The sequence below is a fragment of the Peribacillus folii genome (assembly GCF_030271255.1).
Lineage (GTDB): Bacteria > Bacillota > Bacilli > Bacillales > DSM-1321 > Peribacillus.
In genome coordinates this window covers 91,457-108,574 of the sequence record NZ_JASJOM010000008.1, presented here as the reverse complement: position 1 = coordinate 108,574, position 17,118 = coordinate 91,457, and the positions used below count along the sequence as shown (strand labels likewise).

The following is a 17,118-nucleotide window of genomic DNA, read 5'->3' as shown; positions in this document are numbered from 1 at the left end:
AGCCTTCTTTCTGATTATGAGTAACGTTGAAACCATGGATGGGTAGTAAGAAATCCTGCCTCGCATGAGCGGATTTTTCGGGCGCTTAGTATTAGTTCCATCAAATCCTGGCGATTCCCTGCCGGTTATGGGATAAAATTGATCTTTCTTATACTATTACTCTAAAGTCACCTTTTCTAAACAATATCCTTAATAATATTGATTTCAAATCCATTTATCGAAAACTTTAGAAGATTTCGTTATAATGAAGGTAATCGAATGGAGGAGATAGCATATGTTCACAGTTAAAGATTCCTTGAATATAGATATGATCGATGAGTGCCTGGTCCTGGGTGTGTTTGACAGACCGATCAAGTTTTCGGGCATTGGGAAGGAAGCCGATGAACGATTGGACGGACAGCTGACGGAGTTGGTGAAAGCTGGAGAAATCTCTTCGAAGAAAAAATCAGTGGTTAAAATACATACATTAGGCAAGTTAGGCGCGAAGAGGTTGGTGTTTGTCGGCCTGGGCAAGGAAAAAGAGCTTACTTTCGAAACGCTCCGTGAAGCGCTCGGTAAAGCGCGTAAAACGATTTCGGAATCCAAGCTGACGACGCTGTCGATCGCCCTGGATACATTCACGACTGAAAACCTGGACGTCCTCGATGCTGCACATGCTTGCTCGGAGGCGTTCGAACTCGCTTCTTATAAATTTGCCGGATACAAGCAGAAATCGAACCAGGTCGAAAAAAACATCGAAGCGATTACGGTTTATAGTGATGCCGATAGTGACGAGGTAGGGGCGGCACTTCATGTAGGCAGAATTTTTGGAAGGGCGACGAACTCCGCAAGGACATTGGTCAACACACCCGGGAATCTGCTGACCTCCACGGATTTGGCGGAGTATTCATCCGCGTTGGGTGAACGCTATGGCTTTGAAGTGGAGATCCTTGAGAAGGAGGATATGCTCAAGCTTGGAATGGGAGCACTCCTTGCCGTCAATCAAGGTTCGGTCGAACCGCCGAAAATGATTGTCTTGAGGTATCAGGGGAAAGAGGAGTGGAAAGATGTTATCGGCTTGGTAGGTAAGGGCATCACCTTCGATACGGGCGGGTACTCATTGAAAACCAAGGCAGGCATCGTTGGGATGAAAACCGATATGGGCGGTGCTGCAGCCGTTTTGGGTGCTATGGAAATTATCGGCGAATTGGGACCGGAGCAAAATGTCGTGGCCGTCATTCCTTCGACGGATAATATGATCAGCGGCGAGGCTTTCAAGCCGGATGATGTGATCACTGCCATGAGCGGGAAAACGATCGAGGTCTTGAATACTGATGCCGAAGGTCGGCTCGTATTGGCAGATGCCATGACCTACGCTAAACATCATGGTGCAGAATACCTGATTGATGTAGCGACGTTAACCGGGGGTGTCATAACGGCGTTGGGCATGGATATGACAGGTGCGATGACCAATGATGTTGAATTCTATGAGCAAGTCCAAAAGGCATCGGAGGAGGCTGGAGAGCCAATGTGGCGGCTGCCGATTACCGAAAAGGACAAAGAGCGGGTGCGCAATAGCAAGATAGCCGATTTGAACAACTCGCCAGGCGGGGCAGGACATGCGATCATGGGCGGGGCCTTCATCGGCGAATTCGCCGAAGAGACTCCATGGGTCCATCTGGATATTGCCGGGACATCGACAACGTCCAGCAGTTCAGCATTATGCACGGCCGGGGCGACGGGTGTCATGGCCAGGACGCTTGCATTATTGGTAGAAACCTTTGAAACGAAATGAACAAAAAACCGAAGCCGGAAGTGGGCTTCGGTTTTTTTGAAAATAAATACAGCCTTCATATATCTCTCCATTTCAGGCTGATGATGATATGGCAATTATCATCCCCTGTAATCGGATGGAAATCAAAGCGGATCCCATCGGGGTTATACATGATATCAGGCTGGTTTTTAAGGCCGATCTTCCGGATCATTTCCGTCACGAGGTTCTTTTCCGATGATTGCGCAGCATTCATCAACCCGTTCGCGAAGGGCTTGGAAGACGCTAGGGTATTCATGACTTTTTGGACATCAATCAATAAGGACTGCGAGGCCTTTGCCGACTTAACCAACAAATCGGGATTGGTCGCAGAAAAGGGGCGCATGCTCCCTGCCAGCTCATGATTCATATTGCAGGACTTGGCCGGAGGCGGATATAAATTCTTGAAGGGGAAATAAGGGTGATCTTCCAAAAAGATTCCTGCCTTTCCTCGAAGTATGTCAGTAGACCGGTTTTCTTTATACGTTAAACTATGTAAGAGGGTCATGCGATATGATAGCCGCTCACTTTTTCCAGGAAACCTTCTTGAAAATTTAATTAAAAGACACACTATTATTTGTAAACTGCTTCATTGACAGGTATAGTGGATAGTAATATACTTACTTACCTAAAGTAAGGAGTATACACACTATAAATTAAAAAATAGGTGATGTTATCGTGAAAATAAACGAACAAACAAAAAGCATTTTAATAGATAAAATGAAGATCGTGAAAACCCCTGGAAAAGCAGATATATGCTTGGTGGGTCCCGTCAATCTCCCTGTGGAGCAAGGGGATTTCTCCGCCGTTTTCCAATGGTATACATGGCTTGAGCTGGATGGCGCGGATAATAACAAGGAAGCGGTGCTTGAATCGCTATCCGGTGCCAACCTGGCTTTTGGACAACAGTCCTCCGTATTGGTATTTGGTGATTTTAAAGAGTCCGAGAATGCACTTGTCCGGATGCATAGCATCTGCCATACAGGTGATATTTTTGGCAGTAAACGATGTGATTGCGGCTATCAGCTCCACCAATCGATGAAGATGATTGCCGAACATGGCTGCGGCGCCATTTTTTACCTTGCTGACCATGAAGGAAGAGGAATCGGCCTATTCTCCAAGTCCCTTGCTTATTTGCTTCAGCAGGAAGGCTATGACACGGTCGAGGCGAACCAGGCATTAGGGTTTGAAGACGATACTCGTTCCTACGAAGGGGCAATTCGCGTATTACGTGAATTGCGCGCGAATCCGGTGACATTAATTACGAATAACCCGAAGAAACTGGATGCCCTGAAGAAGCATGGGCTCGCGGCAAAAAATCATATCCCGCTTTGGGGCGGGCTAACGGAAGATAATAGCTTTTATTTGGACACAAAGGTTAAGAAGTCTGGACATATTCCCCTGCAAAAGCCAACTTTTATCGTATAAGGAGAGCTTAACGTATGAATGATGATCAATATTACATGAAGCTGGCACTAGATCTAGCAGCCAGTGCCAAAGGAAAGACCAATCCGAATCCAGTGGTCGGGGCAGTCATCGTCAAGGACGGCGTGATTGCCGGAACCGGAATCCATCGGAAGGCGGGCGAGCCGCATGCTGAAGTCCATGCGTTCAAAATGGCTGGTGAGTACGCAGAGGGTGCCACCCTATACGTAACGCTTGAGCCGTGTTCCCATTATGGAAAGACTCCTCCTTGTGCAAATTTAGTCAAGGAATCGGGCGTCCATCGGGTCGTGGTGGCTACGCAAGATCCTAACCCTGAGGTTGCAGGACGGGGAATAGCGATCCTGAGGGATGCAGGCATCCAAGTGGAAGTTGGCGTATTGGAGAAAGAAGCGCAAAGACTGAATGAACGCTTTATCCATAATATGACGAAGAATCGTCCATTCGTCATCTCGAAATATGCGATGACGCTCGATGGAAAGCTTGCCACACATACAGGGCATTCGAAATGGATAACCGGTGAAGAATCCCGTCATTCCGTCCATGTGCTCCGTAATGAGGTTGATGCCATCCTCGTCGGCATCGGGACTGTACTGGCCGATGATCCATCATTGACGACAAGACTGCCGGAACCTGGAGGCAAAAATCCGATCCGGATCATTTTGGACAGTGAATTGCGCGTGCCCTTGGCGGCCAATGTTGTTGAAACCACGGCAGAAGCCAAAACGATAATTGTTACGCATGAACAGGCACCTAAGGACAAAATGGCACTTTTAAGTGAAAAAGGGGTGGACCTCATTTTTGTCGCAAAAAATGAGGAAGGCCTTGATTTGAGCGCACTGATGGCAAAACTGTATAATAAGGGAATTACGGATGTTTTGCTGGAAGGCGGGAGTGAAGTCAATGCCTCTTTCCTAAGGGCTGGGCTCATCGATAAGTTCTTGATTTATGTAGCTCCTAAACTATTGGGCGGCCGAAACTCACTGACGCCGTTCACTGGAGTGGATGCAGATACGATGGATGAAGCGCTGGATGTTGCCTTCTCTGGCGTGGACACGTTCGGAGAGGATATCCGCATCACCGCTTATCCTAAATAATAATAGATAACAGGTGAAGAATCATGGTGGTTAAAACAGATGTATGCATAGTCGGAGGCGGGCCAGGGGGAGCGCTGTTGGCCTGCCTTTTGGCCAAACGGGGCATATCGGTCATCCTGCTTGAAAGGCATTCCGGAGTGGCAAGGGAGTTCAGGGGGGAGTTCCTGAACGAGGAAGGAGAGGACATCCTTAAAAAGCATGGCTTGTTCGAGAGCGTGGAAAAGCGCGGCTTGCTGAGGATGGACCAGATCGAGTATTGGAATGGCGGCCGCTTATTTAAACGGATTTTTCCTGAAATGCCTGCTGAGCATGTCGGGATACATGTCCCTCAAAACCACCTGCTTACAGCCATCTTGGATGAAGCGAAAAAGCTGGACACCTTCCAATTGATGCTCAATAGCCCGGTGACGGATTTGATCCAGAATGAATGGGGCCGGTTTACGGGCGTCAAGGTCAGAAAAGACGGGTTGGACATGATCGTCGAAAGTCCATTGATCATCGGGGCGGATGGCCGTTTTTCCACGATCCGCAAAAAAGCGGGGATAAAAGCCGTGATCAAAAATCATGGCTATGATTTATTATGGGCAAAAATCCCTGCGCCAAAGGGATGGCAGCCTTCAATCAAGATGGCCCTGGTCGATGATTCCCAGGTCGCCCTCTTCACCCAGGCAGGAGGTTCGATCCAAATTGGCTGGAATATAGAGCAGGGCTCCTTTTCCCGATTGCGGAAGCAGCCATTCGAGCCATTCATCGAAAAATTGCTGCTGGCGTTTCCTGAATTGATCAAAAGTGCGCGGGAAAATATCCGTTCATGGAATGATTTCATATTATTGGACGTCCACAGCAGCTATTGCGAAACGTGGACCAAGGATGGAGTTGCATTAATGGGCGACGCGGCCCACACGATGACACCTACAGGAGCGTTCGGGCTGAATTGCGCGATGAAGGATGCCGATTTATTGGCCGGCCTTATCCAGGAATGCATCATGCAAGGAGATGCTGAATTCCATGGACTGAAAATCGCTGAACCGAAAAGAAAGGCGGAAATTGAACGATTGCAGGCGATTCAAGTGGATAAGGAGCTATCCTTCGCCTCTCAGTTTGCCGCTTATGTTTGAATAGGAGTGAATGATATGAAATTTGGGTTCGATATTGATGATACGCTGATCAATTTGAGGGAATTTGCGTTCCATCTATACAATGAAAAGCTTAATAAAAACATAGACCTGGAAGTATTCAAAGCTTTAAAAACATTGGAAATCCATGAAGCATTCGGGCTTGATAAGGAGGCGGGCGGCAAGATGTGGAATAGTCTTGCCGAGGAAGTGTATTATACAACTTGTCCGGCGTTCGAGGGTGCAGTCGAGACGCTGCGGGAGCTTGAAGCAGACGGACATGAGATTTACTACATCACCGCCAGGAAGCCCGAGCATGGTGAACGGACGAAAAAATGGATGATCGAAAACGGCTTTCCGGTTAAGGATGACCATTTTTTTTGCGGGATGAAGGATCATGAAAAAATCGATACGATCAATCATATGGAGCTTGATTATTATTTCGATGATAAACCGGCCGTCCTCGAAACCTTATTGGATATACCGACGAAGGTGTATGCTATCGACAATTCCTATAACAGGGAATTGGATATGCCGAGACTTGCAAGCTGGCTTGAATTGAAGGAACTGATCACCAAATGAGCGGATGAGGATGACTTGATCGATTCGAGTCATCTTTTTTTATAGTCCCAAATATGAATGGCCATTCATATTTGGGACTATAAATGATATGATTTACCTGAAGCGAATTTTATAAAAAAAGTGGGGGGATCGAAATGGACATCAATATGGAAAATTCATTGATAGGCACGCTCGGAATTGAAATGAAAGAATACGGTGAGGGTAAAATCATAGCCACGATGCCAGTGGATGAACGAACGAGGCAGCCATATGGGTTATTGCATGGGGGAGCATCCGTTGCACTTGCGGAATCCGTTGCAAGCGCCGGGGGGATGCAGCTTGTCGATCGGACGAAACAGGCTGTGGTCGGACTTGAAATCAATGCCAATCATGTAAGGGGCGTGCGCTCTGGTGTCGTTACTGCGATCGGGAACATCATCCATCGCGGGAGGACTACGATGGTTTGGGACGTGAAGATCCGGGATGAAGAGGATCGGCTTATCTGCATTTCCCGCTGTACGTTAGCGATCATTGACCTGCCGAAGTGAGGGAAGGGTAAACCTGCCCGGATTTGATAACGGGGCGACGGATACAATGGGTATACAAATGGTTGCAAAGGAGTTTTGATATGCTTGTCGGTTCTATACAGGAAATCACCCGGCATCCGGTAAAATCATTTGCTGGTGAACGGGTAAAGAAGACGAAGGTGATGGATTATGGGTTATATGGAGATCGCAGTCATGCCTTTAAGGACAAGCAGGGGAAATTCATCACGATAACCCAGGTTCCTGAAATGGTTCGCTATCAAGCTTTCTTTTCCGGTGAGGAAAATTTGAATGCCTATCCTGAATTGAAAGTCAAGACACCGAAGGGAAATTTGCTGACATGGGGAGAGGAAGGCTTTCGGGAGGAAATGGCACTTTTGCTGAAGCGGGAGGCAGAAGCCGTCGTATATCCTCCATCGCACATTCCCTTCGGGGCGATTGAAGAAGAGAATATATTGCTTGTGAGCGATGCCTCCATTGGTGAATTGACGAAGCTTTGGGGGAACGAAGCGGATGGGAGGAGATTCAGGCACAATTTGGTGCTGTCTTTAGTGGACAAGATCCCCTTCCTGGAAGAACGTTGGTTCGGAAAAAGGCTTGTAATCGGCAATGATGTTGAATTGGAAATCAAAAGGCATTGCGAACGCTGCATGATCATTACGGTCGACCCCGTGGATTCCCACAAGGATCCCTCCCTGTTAAAAACGGTCGTCAAGGAAAGGAACAATCATTTTGGCGTCTATGCCTCCGTCGTGCGAACAGGTGAAATCAGGTTGGGCGATCCAGTGTTTTTAACGGATTGACACTGCATTTCAATCATGAAAACCAGAAAGGCTGCCCCTGTGCACAGGGCAGCCTTTCTTCATTCGATAAGAATATCACCTGCCCTTTTTCAAGTCATCCTGGACACTTCGATCCCACATTTTGACACCTGAATGATAGGCCGAGCGATTGATCAAATGCCCAGCCACAGGACTTGTCATGAAAATGAAGAGGATGGCGAGCACGATCCGGAAATCGACATGGCCGTGTTCATGGAAAAAGTATAACAAGGTGCCAATCAGGATGAACAGGATTCCAAGCGTCGAGCTTTTTGAGGCAGCATGATTCCTTGTATAAACATCAGGCAAGCGGATGATGCCGAAAGCTGAGACCAAAAAGAGAAACACACCCATTAAAAGAAAGAGGGCGGATAGGATTTCAACGATTGCGGTCATCTTCAATGATCTCTCCTTTCTCGAGGAATTTGGCGAAAGCGACCGTGCCGATGAAGGATAGGATTCCGAGCAGCAGAATGGCTTCCAGATACGCACCTGTGTCCATGACGATCGAGGCTAGCGCCACGATTGCGATCAGATTGATTCCCATTGCGTCGAGGGCGATGACCCGATCCGGTACGGAAGGTCCTTTGATCAAGCGGTAGAGGAAGCCAATCATGGAAACGGATGCACCAAGCAAGGCTATTTTCAGGACAAAATCGAACATTATTTGCTCACCTCCATGATCGCCTTTTCAAACGTATGCTTTATACTGTGTACGGCATCGGCTTTGTCGGCAATATCCATCGCATGGATATAAAGGATCCGATTATCTGCGGATATGTCAACAACAAGCGTCCCGGGTGTCAGGGTGATCAAATTCGAGAGGACCGTTATTTCCCAATCCTTCCTCAGCACGGTTTCGAAGGCGAAGATGCCCGGCCTCATATCCAGCTTCGGCTTCAATACGATCTTGAGGACGCTGATGTTGGAAGAGATGAGCTCCCTTGCGAATAGGAGCAGCAAGCGGAAGACGGCGATCACCCGATTCAGATAGAAGCGGTCCTTGAAAAAACGGCGGAAGACGAACATGATGCAAAGCCCCAATACATACCCGATGATGAAGGTGCTCCCATCAAACTCATTTTTTAAGAACATCCAGGTAACAGCAAGGATCACATTCAGTAAAATTTGGAATGACATCAGGCATTACTCCTTTAAAACCGCTTTGATATAAATGTCAGGATTCAATAATGTGTCTGCAGCTTGGGAAACGAAAGGGTACATCGATTCCGTTCCGACTCCAAATAAGATGGAAATGGCAACAAGGATCACCGCCGGGATCAGCATTTTATGAACCGCAGCACCATGCAGGCGGTAATCAGCCTTAGGTGTTCCCCAGAAGCCGTACATGAAGATTTTCATCACGGAATACAGAACGATCAAGCTTGATAGCAAGACAACGGCCATTCCGAGGTAGTCGCCTTTTTGGGCCGCTCCTTGGAGGATGAGCAGCTTGCCGGCAAAGCCGCTGAACGGCGGGATTCCCGCCAAGGAGAGGGCAGCTATGAAAAAGGTCCAGGCAAGGGCCGGATACGGCTTGATTAAGCCGCCCATATTCCTTAAATCATCCGAGCAACTGATTTTGATCATGATGCCGATCAACAGGAAGAGGGCGGCCTTGATCAGCATGTCGTGGATGATGTATAAAATCGACCCGGTTAATCCCTGTTCATTCATCACGGATATGCCGAAAATGATGACTCCGACGGCGATGATGATGTTGTAAATGATGATTTTCTTTACATCCCAATAGGCTAGTGCCCCAATGGCGCCGATGAGGATGGTCAAGATGGCAAGCCACGCCAAAATGGCATGGGTGAAGTCTTGGTCATGATAAAACATCAGGGTATAGGTACGGAAAATCGAGTAAATGCCGACCTTGGTCAGCAAAGCCCCGAATAATGCCATCACAGGGATCGGCGGAGCATAATAAGACCCAGGCAGCCATTGAAAGAGCGGGAAAATGGCGCCTTTCAAACCGAACACGATCAAGAAACCGATGGCTATTACCGTAAGGATGGCAGGCTGGTTCACCTCTGCAATCCTTTGGCTGATCTGCGCCATATTCAACGTTCCCAGTATTGAATAGAGATACGCGACCATGATGACGAAAAAGGACGAGGAGAGCACGTTGACGATGATATACTTCAACGATTCCCTCAGCTGGATTTTCGTCCCGCCCAGTACCAGCAGCACATAAGAAGCCATCAGCATCACTTCGAAGAAGACGAATAGATTAAAAAGATCGCCGGTAAGGAAGGAGCCATTCACGCCAATCAGCAAAAACTGAAAAACAGGATAATAATAGTTTGCTTCACGTTCTGCGCCAATCGAGTGGAACGAATGAAGCAAGATGGCCAGCCCGATGATATTCGTCGTCAGGACAAGCAGTGAAGCAAGCATGTCTGCGACGATCACGATCCCGAAAGGTGCCTCCCAGCTGCCGACACCTAAAGTCAAGATTCCTTGGGAATGCACCGAGAATACAAGAAAGCTGGATAGCGCGATTCCAATAAGTGAGGAAAACACTGAAATCCATCGTTGAAGCTTAATTTTTTTTGCCATGAAAATGAGAATGATGCCTGTGAAAAGCGGCCATAAAACTGGCAGAAAGGATAGGTTACTCATTCGTTTTCGTACCTCTCATTTCTTCCATATCATCCGTTCCGAGCTCCTGGTAGGCCCGGTAAGCCAGCACCAGCAGGAAGGACGTCACCCCGAAGCTGATGACGATCGCCGTTAAGATAAGTGCTTGCGGAAGCGGATCGACATAGGATGCTGCTTCATCACTCAGCAATGGAACGGAGCCCGCTTTTAAACCGCCCATCGTCAAAATCAAAAGATGGGCACCGTGACTGAGCAGCCCCGTACCGATTATAATTCGTAAAATGCTCTTAGAAAGCATCAAGTAGGTCGCGCTCATGAATAAAATTCCAATGACAATGGCCAGTAATAGTTCCATTATTCACTCTCCCCTATCGTTTGAATAATGGTCATCGTGACACCAACAACCACAAGGTAAACACCGAGATCAAAAAGCACCGCCGTATGCAGGGAGATATGCCCAAGGAGCGGCAAATCGACGTAACGGTAAGCATGGGTCATCAGCGGTACTCCGAACAACAGCCCGCCGGCAACCGTCAGGCTTGATATGAGCAAGCCAGCACCGATCATGTACTTATAATCAATCGGCAGGATCGCGGTGACGGTCTTTAAATCGAAGGCGAGCAGCAGCAGGACGATGGCTGCTGAAGTCATCAAGCCTCCGACAAACCCGCCGCCTGGCGAATAATGCCCGCCCAGGAAGATGGCCGCCGAAAAAAGCAGGATTACGAAGGCGGCGACCTTTGTAACCGTTTGAAGAATCAGGTCGTTTTGCTTCATGATTTAGCTTTCCTCCTTGTCAGACGCAATTTGATCATTGCGAAAATCCCGAGCGCTGCGATGGATAGGACACTGATTTCAAACATCGTATCCAGTCCGCGGAAGTCGACGAGAATGACATTTACGACGTTTTTCCCGCCTGCCTCCTTATACGCGTTTTCAAGGTAATAGCTTGAGATGCTATCAAATAACTTATTGCTGTGTGCCGATAGGGCAATCAAAGTGACGATGACGCCTACACCAATGGAGATCACGGCGTTATTCAGCTTGAATGACATCCGTTCTTCCTTTCTGCTCGCCATCAATGGCAGGTGGAAGAAGCAAAGTAAAAACAGCGATACGGAAATGGTCTCGATGACTAATTGCGTCAATGCCAAATCGGGAGCCCGCAGCAAGACGAAAAACAGGGAAATCGCATAACCGGCCGCTCCCAAGATGATGATCGAGGTTAACCGTGACTTGGCAAACAAAATCGCGATCGCTGCGACCACGATGACGATTGCCAATAGCAGCTCGTAAAAACCGACCGGGGCGAAATGACCGGTATCCAATGCAAAGGCATTTTTCCAATAAATCGTAAAGCCCAATGAAACAATGAAGAATGAGAAAATCGACAGCAGGTATGTCCGAAGTGAGCCTGTCATCAACCATTTCATCACGAAGGACGACGATCGTTCAAGCTCCCTTAAGCTGGCGTCATAAACCGCATTCAAGGACAGGTGATCAGGAAGCAGCAGCAGCGGCTTTTGCCGCTTTTGGAAAAAAAGGTATAATATGAGCCCGACGGCGATGATGCCGATCGTCATCCACAATTCAGGTGTGAACCCATGCCATATGGCAATATGGACAGGGAAATCGTCAAGCGCAAAGCCCGGCTGTATGCCAGCAACTGCAGGTTTAATGATCGAAGTGGAAAGCAGATTTGGAAAAAGGCCGAAAATGACGACCAACGAGGCAAGGATGATGGGCGAAACCAACATCCCGATCGGTGCCTCGTGGGGCTTCCTTTCCAACAGGCTTAACTGCAGTTTGCCAGTAAACGGTTTAAGCACGACAATCATGCTATAAATGAATGTGAACACACTCGCAACCCAGGCAATGACGGGGAACAGCATTCCCCATGTATCCAGATTGAAGATATCCAGCTCCAATACATTCACCATGCTGGCCAAGAACATTTCCTTACTCAAGAAGCCATTGAATGGCGGGAGGCCTGCCATTGAAAAAGCGCCGATGATAGCCACTGTGAAGGTGATCGGCATCACCTGCATCAAGCCGCCAAGCCTTTTGATGTCACGGGTTCCGGTTTCATGATCGATGATGCCCGCAACCATGAACAGGCTGCCTTTGAAGGTTGCATGATTAATTAAATGGAATACAGCTGCAACGGTGGCTGCCAAGTAGATATTTTCCCCCATCGAATCATAATGGAGGGCTGCCGCACCCAGACCCAGCAGCGACATGATCAAGCCGAGCTGACTGACGGTGGAAAAGGCGAGAATGCCTTTTAAATCGGTCTGCTTGATTGCCGAGAACGAGCCCCAGAAAAGGGTGATCAATCCGGTAAGTGAAACGAGCCAAAGCCATGTTCCGGATTCGGCAAAAACAGGGCTCAGCCGAGCGACTAAATATATCCCTGCTTTGACCATCGTGGCCGAATGGAGGTAGGCGCTGACGGGTGTCGGAGCCTCCATCGCATCGGGAAGCCAGATATGGAACGGGAACTGTGCCGATTTAGTGAAGGCACCGAGCAGGACGAGCAATAGTGCAGGAGTGAAGAGCGCTTGATCCATGAGCTGTCCACTTTGTGCTATCAATTCACGTATGCTGAAGGTATTGCCCATGACAGAAAGGAGAATGATGCCCCCAAGCAGGCATAGACCTCCAAGCACGGTGATCAGCAGGGATTTTTGTGCTCCGTAACGTGAACGCTCCCTTTCATTCCAGTATCCAATCAATAAGAAGGAGGATAAACTGGTGAATTCCCAAAATGAATAAAGAACGATCAGATTATCCGAAAGGACGACGCCAAGCATGGCCCCCATGAAGAGCAAAAGGAAGACGTAAAATTGATTCAGCTTTTCTTTTTCTTTTGATAAGTAGAAAATCGAATAAAAAATGACGAGACAACCTATTCCGGTAATGAGCAAGGCGAACAGAAGCCCTAATCCATCAACATAGAAATCGATATGGATACCGAGAGAAGGGATCCAGTCAGCTCTTTCCCTTATGACATCACCCTGTTTGGTCAAGGGGATGAACCTTGAAAAATAGCTGAAAAGAAGAATCGGTAATAGGAGTACAAACCAACCTGTATGGATTTGTCGAAATAGTTTGTATAAGACCGGTACGATAAGAGCCAATAAAAACGGTGATAGTACTGCAAGATGAAGCAAAGACATAAACTCCCCCCTTTTTAACGAAGTCATTCGCCCTTATTATGCTTTTATGTACGCCATGTTAGACGAAAAAGGATATCCTCGTTGCTGATGCATTTATTGTCCCGCTTAAAAGTATATCGTAATTATTGGGGGTTTGCATGGCTTTAGGAACAGGGGTTGTCCAATAAAATCAAGATTTATATATAGGTAGAAAAGGGGCTGGCATCGCTTTGAAAAAAATTATTTCAATGATTTAATTCCGGGGATTTAGCATAGTATCCATTGTGAAATCGTGGTTTATCTAGCATAATATAGGATAAAAGAAGCATGGATGGAGAAAACATGAAAAATACCTATTTACTAAGCTACTTTCCAATCATATCAATCTTATTATTCAGCCTATCCTTCGCAATATATGGGGAAATGCAAATGCTCAAGTTATTCGGGAATCTGGGAATTTACCAAGGGATGCTGGAGTTCTTTTCTGAAACGGGCATCAAGCTGGCACTGCTGATCGTTTTGCTGCTTTTGTTCTTTATGGTTTTTGCCGCATTGAAATTGATCTCCGACACTGTAATGGAGCTATCCTTGTTATTCTTTTCCAAGGATTCGGAAGGGAAAGCCTTGAATAGCGTAAGAAGGGGCTCGGTCATCTATGTCATTGGCGCTGCATGTTCCTTGTTCAGTGTCCAATTCATCATCGGGCTGGGAGCGATCTTCCTCGCAACGAATGTCGTGGCCTTGATTTATTTCGTCAATAAATTGAGCCCGAGCCTCAATTTATCGGGGTTGATCGGATTGGTTTTCTTTCCGGTTTTCGTTTGGACCGCTTTGATTTCGATTGTCTCCTTTGCCGGCTTGAAGCTTTACAACAGCGTGATTGCAAGCCTGCCCATCTAACCCAAAAAAGAAGGTGCCATTGCGGCATCTTCTTTTTGGCAGGAGTCTCGCACTGCCGTTTCATTTCGCTCCATATGAAACCCCTTTAGTCCGTTATACATTCTTCTTCAGGCTTCATATTCACTTGTTTCCAGGTTTCATTGCCTTTTTTACGGAATTGGGCTAATTCTATGTCAGTTCCGTTTGTAAGTGTAAGGAATATAAAATAATAATCGGCGCCATCGTTACCGTTAAAGAAAATATGTTTCACATAACCCTTTTGGATCGTGGGATATCTTTTTTTGAGCAGTTTGCACCAATTTCCGTATTTCACGTCGATAATGGTTTCGCCATCCTGATCCCAGCCATGGTATGGTGCGCAGAGGAAATCCTCCGTAACATGCTCTACATCCGAGATTCGATATCCAGCATGTTCGTGAACAAGATGGATAAATCCGTAAGAATAACCGAAATACTCGATATTCTTACCTTCAAATGCTTCAATCGTTTCAGTTTCATAAAAAAACTTTATTCCTGATGCTACATCTGGCACTCGGCATAGCTTGATCAAACTCGTATGTCCTATCCCGGAAAAAGAATGTACGTATTTTTCATAGGTTACCTTTTTTTGATATTCCTCCGATAGGAAATTGAAGGCGATCGGAAAGGGAAGTCGGGCATTGCCGATGGTTCCGCAGCTTCGTCCGGCAATGTTTTCGGCTTCACGCAGAATGCTGAAATAGTTGAGAAGAGTATCTTCAGGGGCTTTAGTCAATTTTACAGGCAACTGGATTTGGTCGTGGGTTTTGTCATAATATGGTTGAAAGAATTTCCAATCTGACATTCGTAAATTTAAAGCTGGCAAACAAGATGGTCGAAAAAACCTTTGATGATAAGAAGTATCATCCATTTGATTCCGCAACACCACATTCATCACCCCGCTTTAGCTTATGGAAAAAAGAAAGATACGTGAGTTTCCTTTCATTCTCTTATAAGCAGGGGTCAGCTAACAAGCCAAACCCATGGTACGGATGGATTTGGCTTTTGTTTTGTCGTTATTGGACCTTGATGTATCTTTATTGCTCGGCCGTTTGGCTGATGTCTTTCCAGATCAGCAAATGCGGTGAGCGGGAATAAACGGATTGAAGGCTGGCTGGCTTGTCCTTGCCGATCCATACGCCTGTCGTGTAGTTTGCGGTCAGGCCGACAAACCACATGTCTTTTACATCATTGGTCGTACCGGTTTTGCCGCCGGCATATTCGGTAGGAAAGAAGGCTTTGCGGCCCGTACCGGTAATGGTTACCTCATGGAGGAGCTTCCTCATCTTGCTTACGGTGCTTTTGCTCCATACCACCTTGGATTTATCCCTCCAGCTGTAAAGGATTTTTCCTTCTTTGTCCGTGACGTCCGTGATTGCCCGAGCTGGCTGGTAGTTTCCGTCGTTGAAGGACGTGTAGGCATTCGTCAATTCGAGCGGACTCATGCCGTATTCGAAGCCGCCAATGGCCGAACTGATATGGTGATCCTTCATGGTGATTTTTTTAAAGTTGAAGGCATCGAGATATTGAAAGCTCTTTTTTATGCCCGTCTTTTCAAACAGTCTTATCGCGGGTGTGTTATAGGATTGGGCGAACGCGTTTTTTAACGTGACCATCCCATAGCTGTCACCGCTATAATTCTTCGGGCAATAGCTATTGCTGCAATAGCTCCCCCCGCTTACAAGCTGATTGATGCTAGCGCCGGTTTCCTCAAGGTAGGGAGCATAATCGAGCAATGGCTTGATGGCCGACCCCGGCTGCCTGTAGCTTTGGTATGAACGATTGAAAGAATTTATTTTATAATCTTTTCCCCCAATCAAAGAGACAAGCTCGTGCGTATGATGCTGTATAACCACTATCGCTCCTTCGATATCATTATCACCGATTTGAGATTGCAGGGCAGTCTTGGACTGGGTTTGCAGGTTCGTATCGAGTGCGGTATGGATGGTTACGCCGGAATGTAAAAGCTTTTCTACCTTCTTATTGAGCTCGGCTTCCGCCTTTTGACGTACAGCTTCATCCGGACTTTGTAAAGGCTTCGATAAACCTTCAGAGGAAGCCACCAGCGTTTTCAATTCCTGATGAACATACGTCACGTAATCGGGATACAGCTCGATCGAGGTGGACAAGTTCAATCTAACCGAACTTTTGATGAGACGCTCATACTCCATCTGTTCCAAATCGCCTTCGGCTGCCATTTGTTTCAGCAACCTCTCTTGTCGCTTTTTCGTTGCATCAAAATGTTTAAGGGGATTATAGTGTTCCGGATTATTAGGGATCGCGGCCAAGAAGGCCAGCTCAGCCTTGGACAACTCCCGGGTCGATTTACTGAAGTAAAACTGGGAAGCGGCTTCGATTCCATAGGCGCCATTACTGAAATAGATGGCATTCAAATACAGCTCCATGATTTCCGATTTGGATTTTTTCCGCTCCAATTGATAGGCATAAAGAAGTTCGCTAAGTTTCCGGTTATATGTCCTGTCATGAGTCAGGAAAACATTCCTGGCTAGCTGCTGGGTGATGGTGCTGCCGCCTTGTTCAATCGTATCGTTTTGGGAATTGATGAGAAGTGCCCTGCTGATGCCCGACAGGTCAACGCCGCCATGTTCATAGAATTTTTGATCTTCGGAAACGATGAATAAGTTTTCCAGGAATAGAGGGATATCCTCAAGCTTAAGGTAAGTTCTTTTTCCGACATCGGAAATTTCGCTGATCACTTTTCCATTTGCGGCCGTCATGTAACTTGTCTGGGCCAATTCAATCGAATCGATGGGAATGCGATCATCGAGCACATGATAGGGCGATTGGGCTGATGACCATTCTTGGTAGGATAGAAAGATGAATAAGATCAAAACAGGAACTAACAAGAAAATCGTGATATAGCCTAGATACGTGCGCATAGTTCAACTTCCTAACTAATATATTTTTAGTAAGTTCTTGGGACAAGATAAGTAGTGGAGTGGTACTTTTGGTTCATTCATCCATCATAATCCAATTAAGGAAGACTATAAAGGCTTTTGGGGAATTTAGGGCTGTGCTGAAGGGCAGGACATTCCAATCCAAT

18 protein-coding genes are annotated in these 17,118 nt (G+C 46.8%); 8 read left to right on the top strand and 10 right to left on the bottom strand.

Annotation, left to right across the window (positions count from 1 at the left end):
• Positions 1-274 precede the first annotated feature (274 nt).
• Entirely contained in the window at positions 275-1,774 is a 1,500-nt protein-coding gene (locus tag QNI08_RS15050; protein WP_285768227.1) for a leucyl aminopeptidase, read from the top strand.
• A 55-nt stretch (positions 1,775-1,829) separates the two neighbouring features.
• On the opposite strand, the gene QNI08_RS15045 is transcribed toward QNI08_RS15050, so the two are convergent.
• A complete protein-coding gene (locus tag QNI08_RS15045) occupies positions 1,830-2,222 on the bottom strand; it encodes a YuzC family spore coat inner layer protein (RefSeq protein WP_285768226.1) in 393 nt (130 codons plus the stop codon).
• A 287-nt stretch (positions 2,223-2,509) separates the two neighbouring features.
• Between QNI08_RS15045 and QNI08_RS15040 the strand changes: the two genes are divergently transcribed.
• From QNI08_RS15040 to QNI08_RS15015, 6 genes are all read left to right on the top strand, one after another.
• Complete coding sequence (locus QNI08_RS15040) at positions 2,510-3,217, top strand: GTP cyclohydrolase II (protein WP_285768363.1); 708 nt, start codon at positions 2,510-2,512, stop codon at positions 3,215-3,217.
• A gap of 14 nt (positions 3,218-3,231) precedes the next feature.
• Entirely contained in the window at positions 3,232-4,329 is a 1,098-nt protein-coding gene (gene ribD, locus QNI08_RS15035) for a bifunctional diaminohydroxyphosphoribosylaminopyrimidine deaminase/5-amino-6-(5-phosphoribosylamino)uracil reductase RibD (RefSeq protein WP_285768225.1), read from the top strand.
• A gap of 23 nt (positions 4,330-4,352) precedes the next feature.
• Positions 4,353-5,447, top strand: a complete 1,095-nt coding sequence (locus tag QNI08_RS15030) for an FAD-dependent monooxygenase (protein WP_285768224.1) — start codon at positions 4,353-4,355, stop codon at positions 5,445-5,447.
• A 15-nt stretch (positions 5,448-5,462) separates the two neighbouring features.
• Positions 5,463-6,026 (top strand): 5' nucleotidase, NT5C type, encoded by a 564-nt coding sequence (locus QNI08_RS15025; RefSeq protein WP_285768223.1) that lies wholly within the window; start codon positions 5,463-5,465, stop codon positions 6,024-6,026.
• Between the two features lie 134 nt (positions 6,027-6,160).
• Positions 6,161-6,553 (top strand): hotdog fold thioesterase, encoded by a 393-nt coding sequence (locus tag QNI08_RS15020; RefSeq protein WP_285768222.1) that lies wholly within the window; start codon positions 6,161-6,163, stop codon positions 6,551-6,553.
• Positions 6,554-6,633: 80 nt separating this feature from the next.
• Positions 6,634-7,353, top strand: coding sequence for an MOSC domain-containing protein (locus tag QNI08_RS15015; RefSeq protein ID WP_285768221.1), 720 nt, complete (start codon positions 6,634-6,636; stop codon positions 7,351-7,353).
• Between the two features lie 75 nt (positions 7,354-7,428).
• On the opposite strand, the gene mnhG is transcribed toward QNI08_RS15015, so the two are convergent.
• Genes mnhG through QNI08_RS14980 form a run of 7 tightly spaced genes read right to left on the bottom strand, consistent with a single transcriptional unit; the run spans position 7,429 to position 13,157 of the window.
• Positions 7,429-7,767 (bottom strand): monovalent cation/H(+) antiporter subunit G, encoded by a 339-nt coding sequence (gene mnhG / locus QNI08_RS15010; protein WP_285768362.1) that lies wholly within the window; start codon positions 7,765-7,767, stop codon positions 7,429-7,431.
• On the bottom strand, positions 7,751-8,035 hold the full coding sequence (locus tag QNI08_RS15005) for a Na(+)/H(+) antiporter subunit F1 (RefSeq protein WP_285768220.1): 285 nt from the start codon (positions 8,033-8,035) through the stop codon (positions 7,751-7,753). The genes mnhG and QNI08_RS15005 overlap by 17 nt, the downstream gene beginning before the upstream one ends.
• Positions 8,035-8,511 carry a Na+/H+ antiporter subunit E gene (locus QNI08_RS15000; RefSeq protein ID WP_285768219.1) on the bottom strand — a complete coding sequence of 159 codons (477 nt, stop codon included), beginning with the start codon at positions 8,509-8,511 and terminating at the stop codon, positions 8,035-8,037. The genes QNI08_RS15005 and QNI08_RS15000 overlap by 1 nt, the downstream gene beginning before the upstream one ends.
• Before the next feature lie 6 nt (positions 8,512-8,517).
• Positions 8,518-9,999: a Na+/H+ antiporter subunit D gene (locus tag QNI08_RS14995; RefSeq protein WP_285768218.1), complete on the bottom strand. Its 1,482-nt coding sequence runs from the start codon at positions 9,997-9,999 to the stop codon at positions 8,518-8,520.
• On the bottom strand, positions 9,992-10,333 hold the full coding sequence (locus tag QNI08_RS14990; RefSeq protein ID WP_285768217.1) for a Na(+)/H(+) antiporter subunit C: 342 nt from the start codon (positions 10,331-10,333) through the stop codon (positions 9,992-9,994). The genes QNI08_RS14995 and QNI08_RS14990 overlap by 8 nt, the downstream gene beginning before the upstream one ends.
• Positions 10,333-10,755 carry a Na(+)/H(+) antiporter subunit B gene (locus QNI08_RS14985; protein WP_285768216.1) on the bottom strand — a complete coding sequence of 141 codons (423 nt, stop codon included), beginning with the start codon at positions 10,753-10,755 and terminating at the stop codon, positions 10,333-10,335. The genes QNI08_RS14990 and QNI08_RS14985 overlap by 1 nt, the downstream gene beginning before the upstream one ends.
• A complete protein-coding gene (locus QNI08_RS14980) occupies positions 10,752-13,157 on the bottom strand; it encodes a Na+/H+ antiporter subunit A (protein ID WP_285768215.1) in 2,406 nt (801 codons plus the stop codon). Before QNI08_RS14980 ends, QNI08_RS14985 begins: the two co-directional genes overlap by 4 nt.
• Before the next feature lie 321 nt (positions 13,158-13,478).
• On the opposite strand from QNI08_RS14980, the gene QNI08_RS14975 reads away from it, so the two are divergent.
• Positions 13,479-14,036, top strand: a complete 558-nt coding sequence (locus QNI08_RS14975; RefSeq protein ID WP_285768214.1) for a DUF5366 family protein — start codon at positions 13,479-13,481, stop codon at positions 14,034-14,036.
• Positions 14,037-14,121: 85 nt separating this feature from the next.
• Here the strand turns inward: QNI08_RS14975 and QNI08_RS14970 are convergent, their stop codons facing one another.
• Together QNI08_RS14970 and QNI08_RS14965 are read right to left on the bottom strand one after the other, a co-directional pair.
• Entirely contained in the window at positions 14,122-14,859 is a 738-nt protein-coding gene (locus QNI08_RS14970; RefSeq protein ID WP_285768213.1) for a hypothetical protein, read from the bottom strand.
• A 232-nt stretch (positions 14,860-15,091) separates the two neighbouring features.
• Positions 15,092-16,954: a transglycosylase domain-containing protein gene (locus tag QNI08_RS14965; protein WP_285768212.1), complete on the bottom strand. Its 1,863-nt coding sequence runs from the start codon at positions 16,952-16,954 to the stop codon at positions 15,092-15,094.
• Positions 16,955-17,118: the final 164 nt, after the last annotated feature.

Coding starts and splice junctions, on each gene's coding strand:
- QNI08_RS15050 (WP_285768227.1), top strand. CDS start 275: ATGTTCACAGTTAAAGATTCCTTGAATATAGATATGATCGATGAGTGC.
- QNI08_RS15040 (WP_285768363.1), top strand. CDS start 2,510: ATGAAGATCGTGAAAACCCCTGGAAAAGCAGATATATGCTTGGTGGGT.
- ribD (WP_285768225.1), top strand. CDS start 3,232: ATGAATGATGATCAATATTACATGAAGCTGGCACTAGATCTAGCAGCC.
- QNI08_RS15030 (WP_285768224.1), top strand. CDS start 4,353: ATGGTGGTTAAAACAGATGTATGCATAGTCGGAGGCGGGCCAGGGGGA.
- QNI08_RS15025 (WP_285768223.1), top strand. CDS start 5,463: ATGAAATTTGGGTTCGATATTGATGATACGCTGATCAATTTGAGGGAA.
- QNI08_RS15020 (WP_285768222.1), top strand. CDS start 6,161: ATGGACATCAATATGGAAAATTCATTGATAGGCACGCTCGGAATTGAA.
- QNI08_RS15015 (WP_285768221.1), top strand. CDS start 6,634: ATGCTTGTCGGTTCTATACAGGAAATCACCCGGCATCCGGTAAAATCA.
- mnhG (WP_285768362.1), bottom strand. CDS start 7,767: ATGACCGCAATCGTTGAAATCCTATCCGCCCTCTTTCTTTTAATGGGT.
- QNI08_RS15005 (WP_285768220.1), bottom strand. CDS start 8,035: ATGTTCGATTTTGTCCTGAAAATAGCCTTGCTTGGTGCATCCGTTTCC.
- QNI08_RS15000 (WP_285768219.1), bottom strand. CDS start 8,511: ATGTCATTCCAAATTTTACTGAATGTGATCCTTGCTGTTACCTGGATG.
- QNI08_RS14995 (WP_285768218.1), bottom strand. CDS start 9,999: ATGAGTAACCTATCCTTTCTGCCAGTTTTATGGCCGCTTTTCACAGGC.
- QNI08_RS14990 (WP_285768217.1), bottom strand. CDS start 10,333: ATGGAACTATTACTGGCCATTGTCATTGGAATTTTATTCATGAGCGCG.
- QNI08_RS14985 (WP_285768216.1), bottom strand. CDS start 10,755: ATGAAGCAAAACGACCTGATTCTTCAAACGGTTACAAAGGTCGCCGCC.
- QNI08_RS14980 (WP_285768215.1), bottom strand. CDS start 13,157: ATGTCTTTGCTTCATCTTGCAGTACTATCACCGTTTTTATTGGCTCTT.
- QNI08_RS14975 (WP_285768214.1), top strand. CDS start 13,479: ATGAAAAATACCTATTTACTAAGCTACTTTCCAATCATATCAATCTTA.
- QNI08_RS14970 (WP_285768213.1), bottom strand. CDS start 14,859: ATGTCAGATTGGAAATTCTTTCAACCATATTATGACAAAACCCACGAC.
- QNI08_RS14965 (WP_285768212.1), bottom strand. CDS start 16,954: ATGCGCACGTATCTAGGCTATATCACGATTTTCTTGTTAGTTCCTGTT.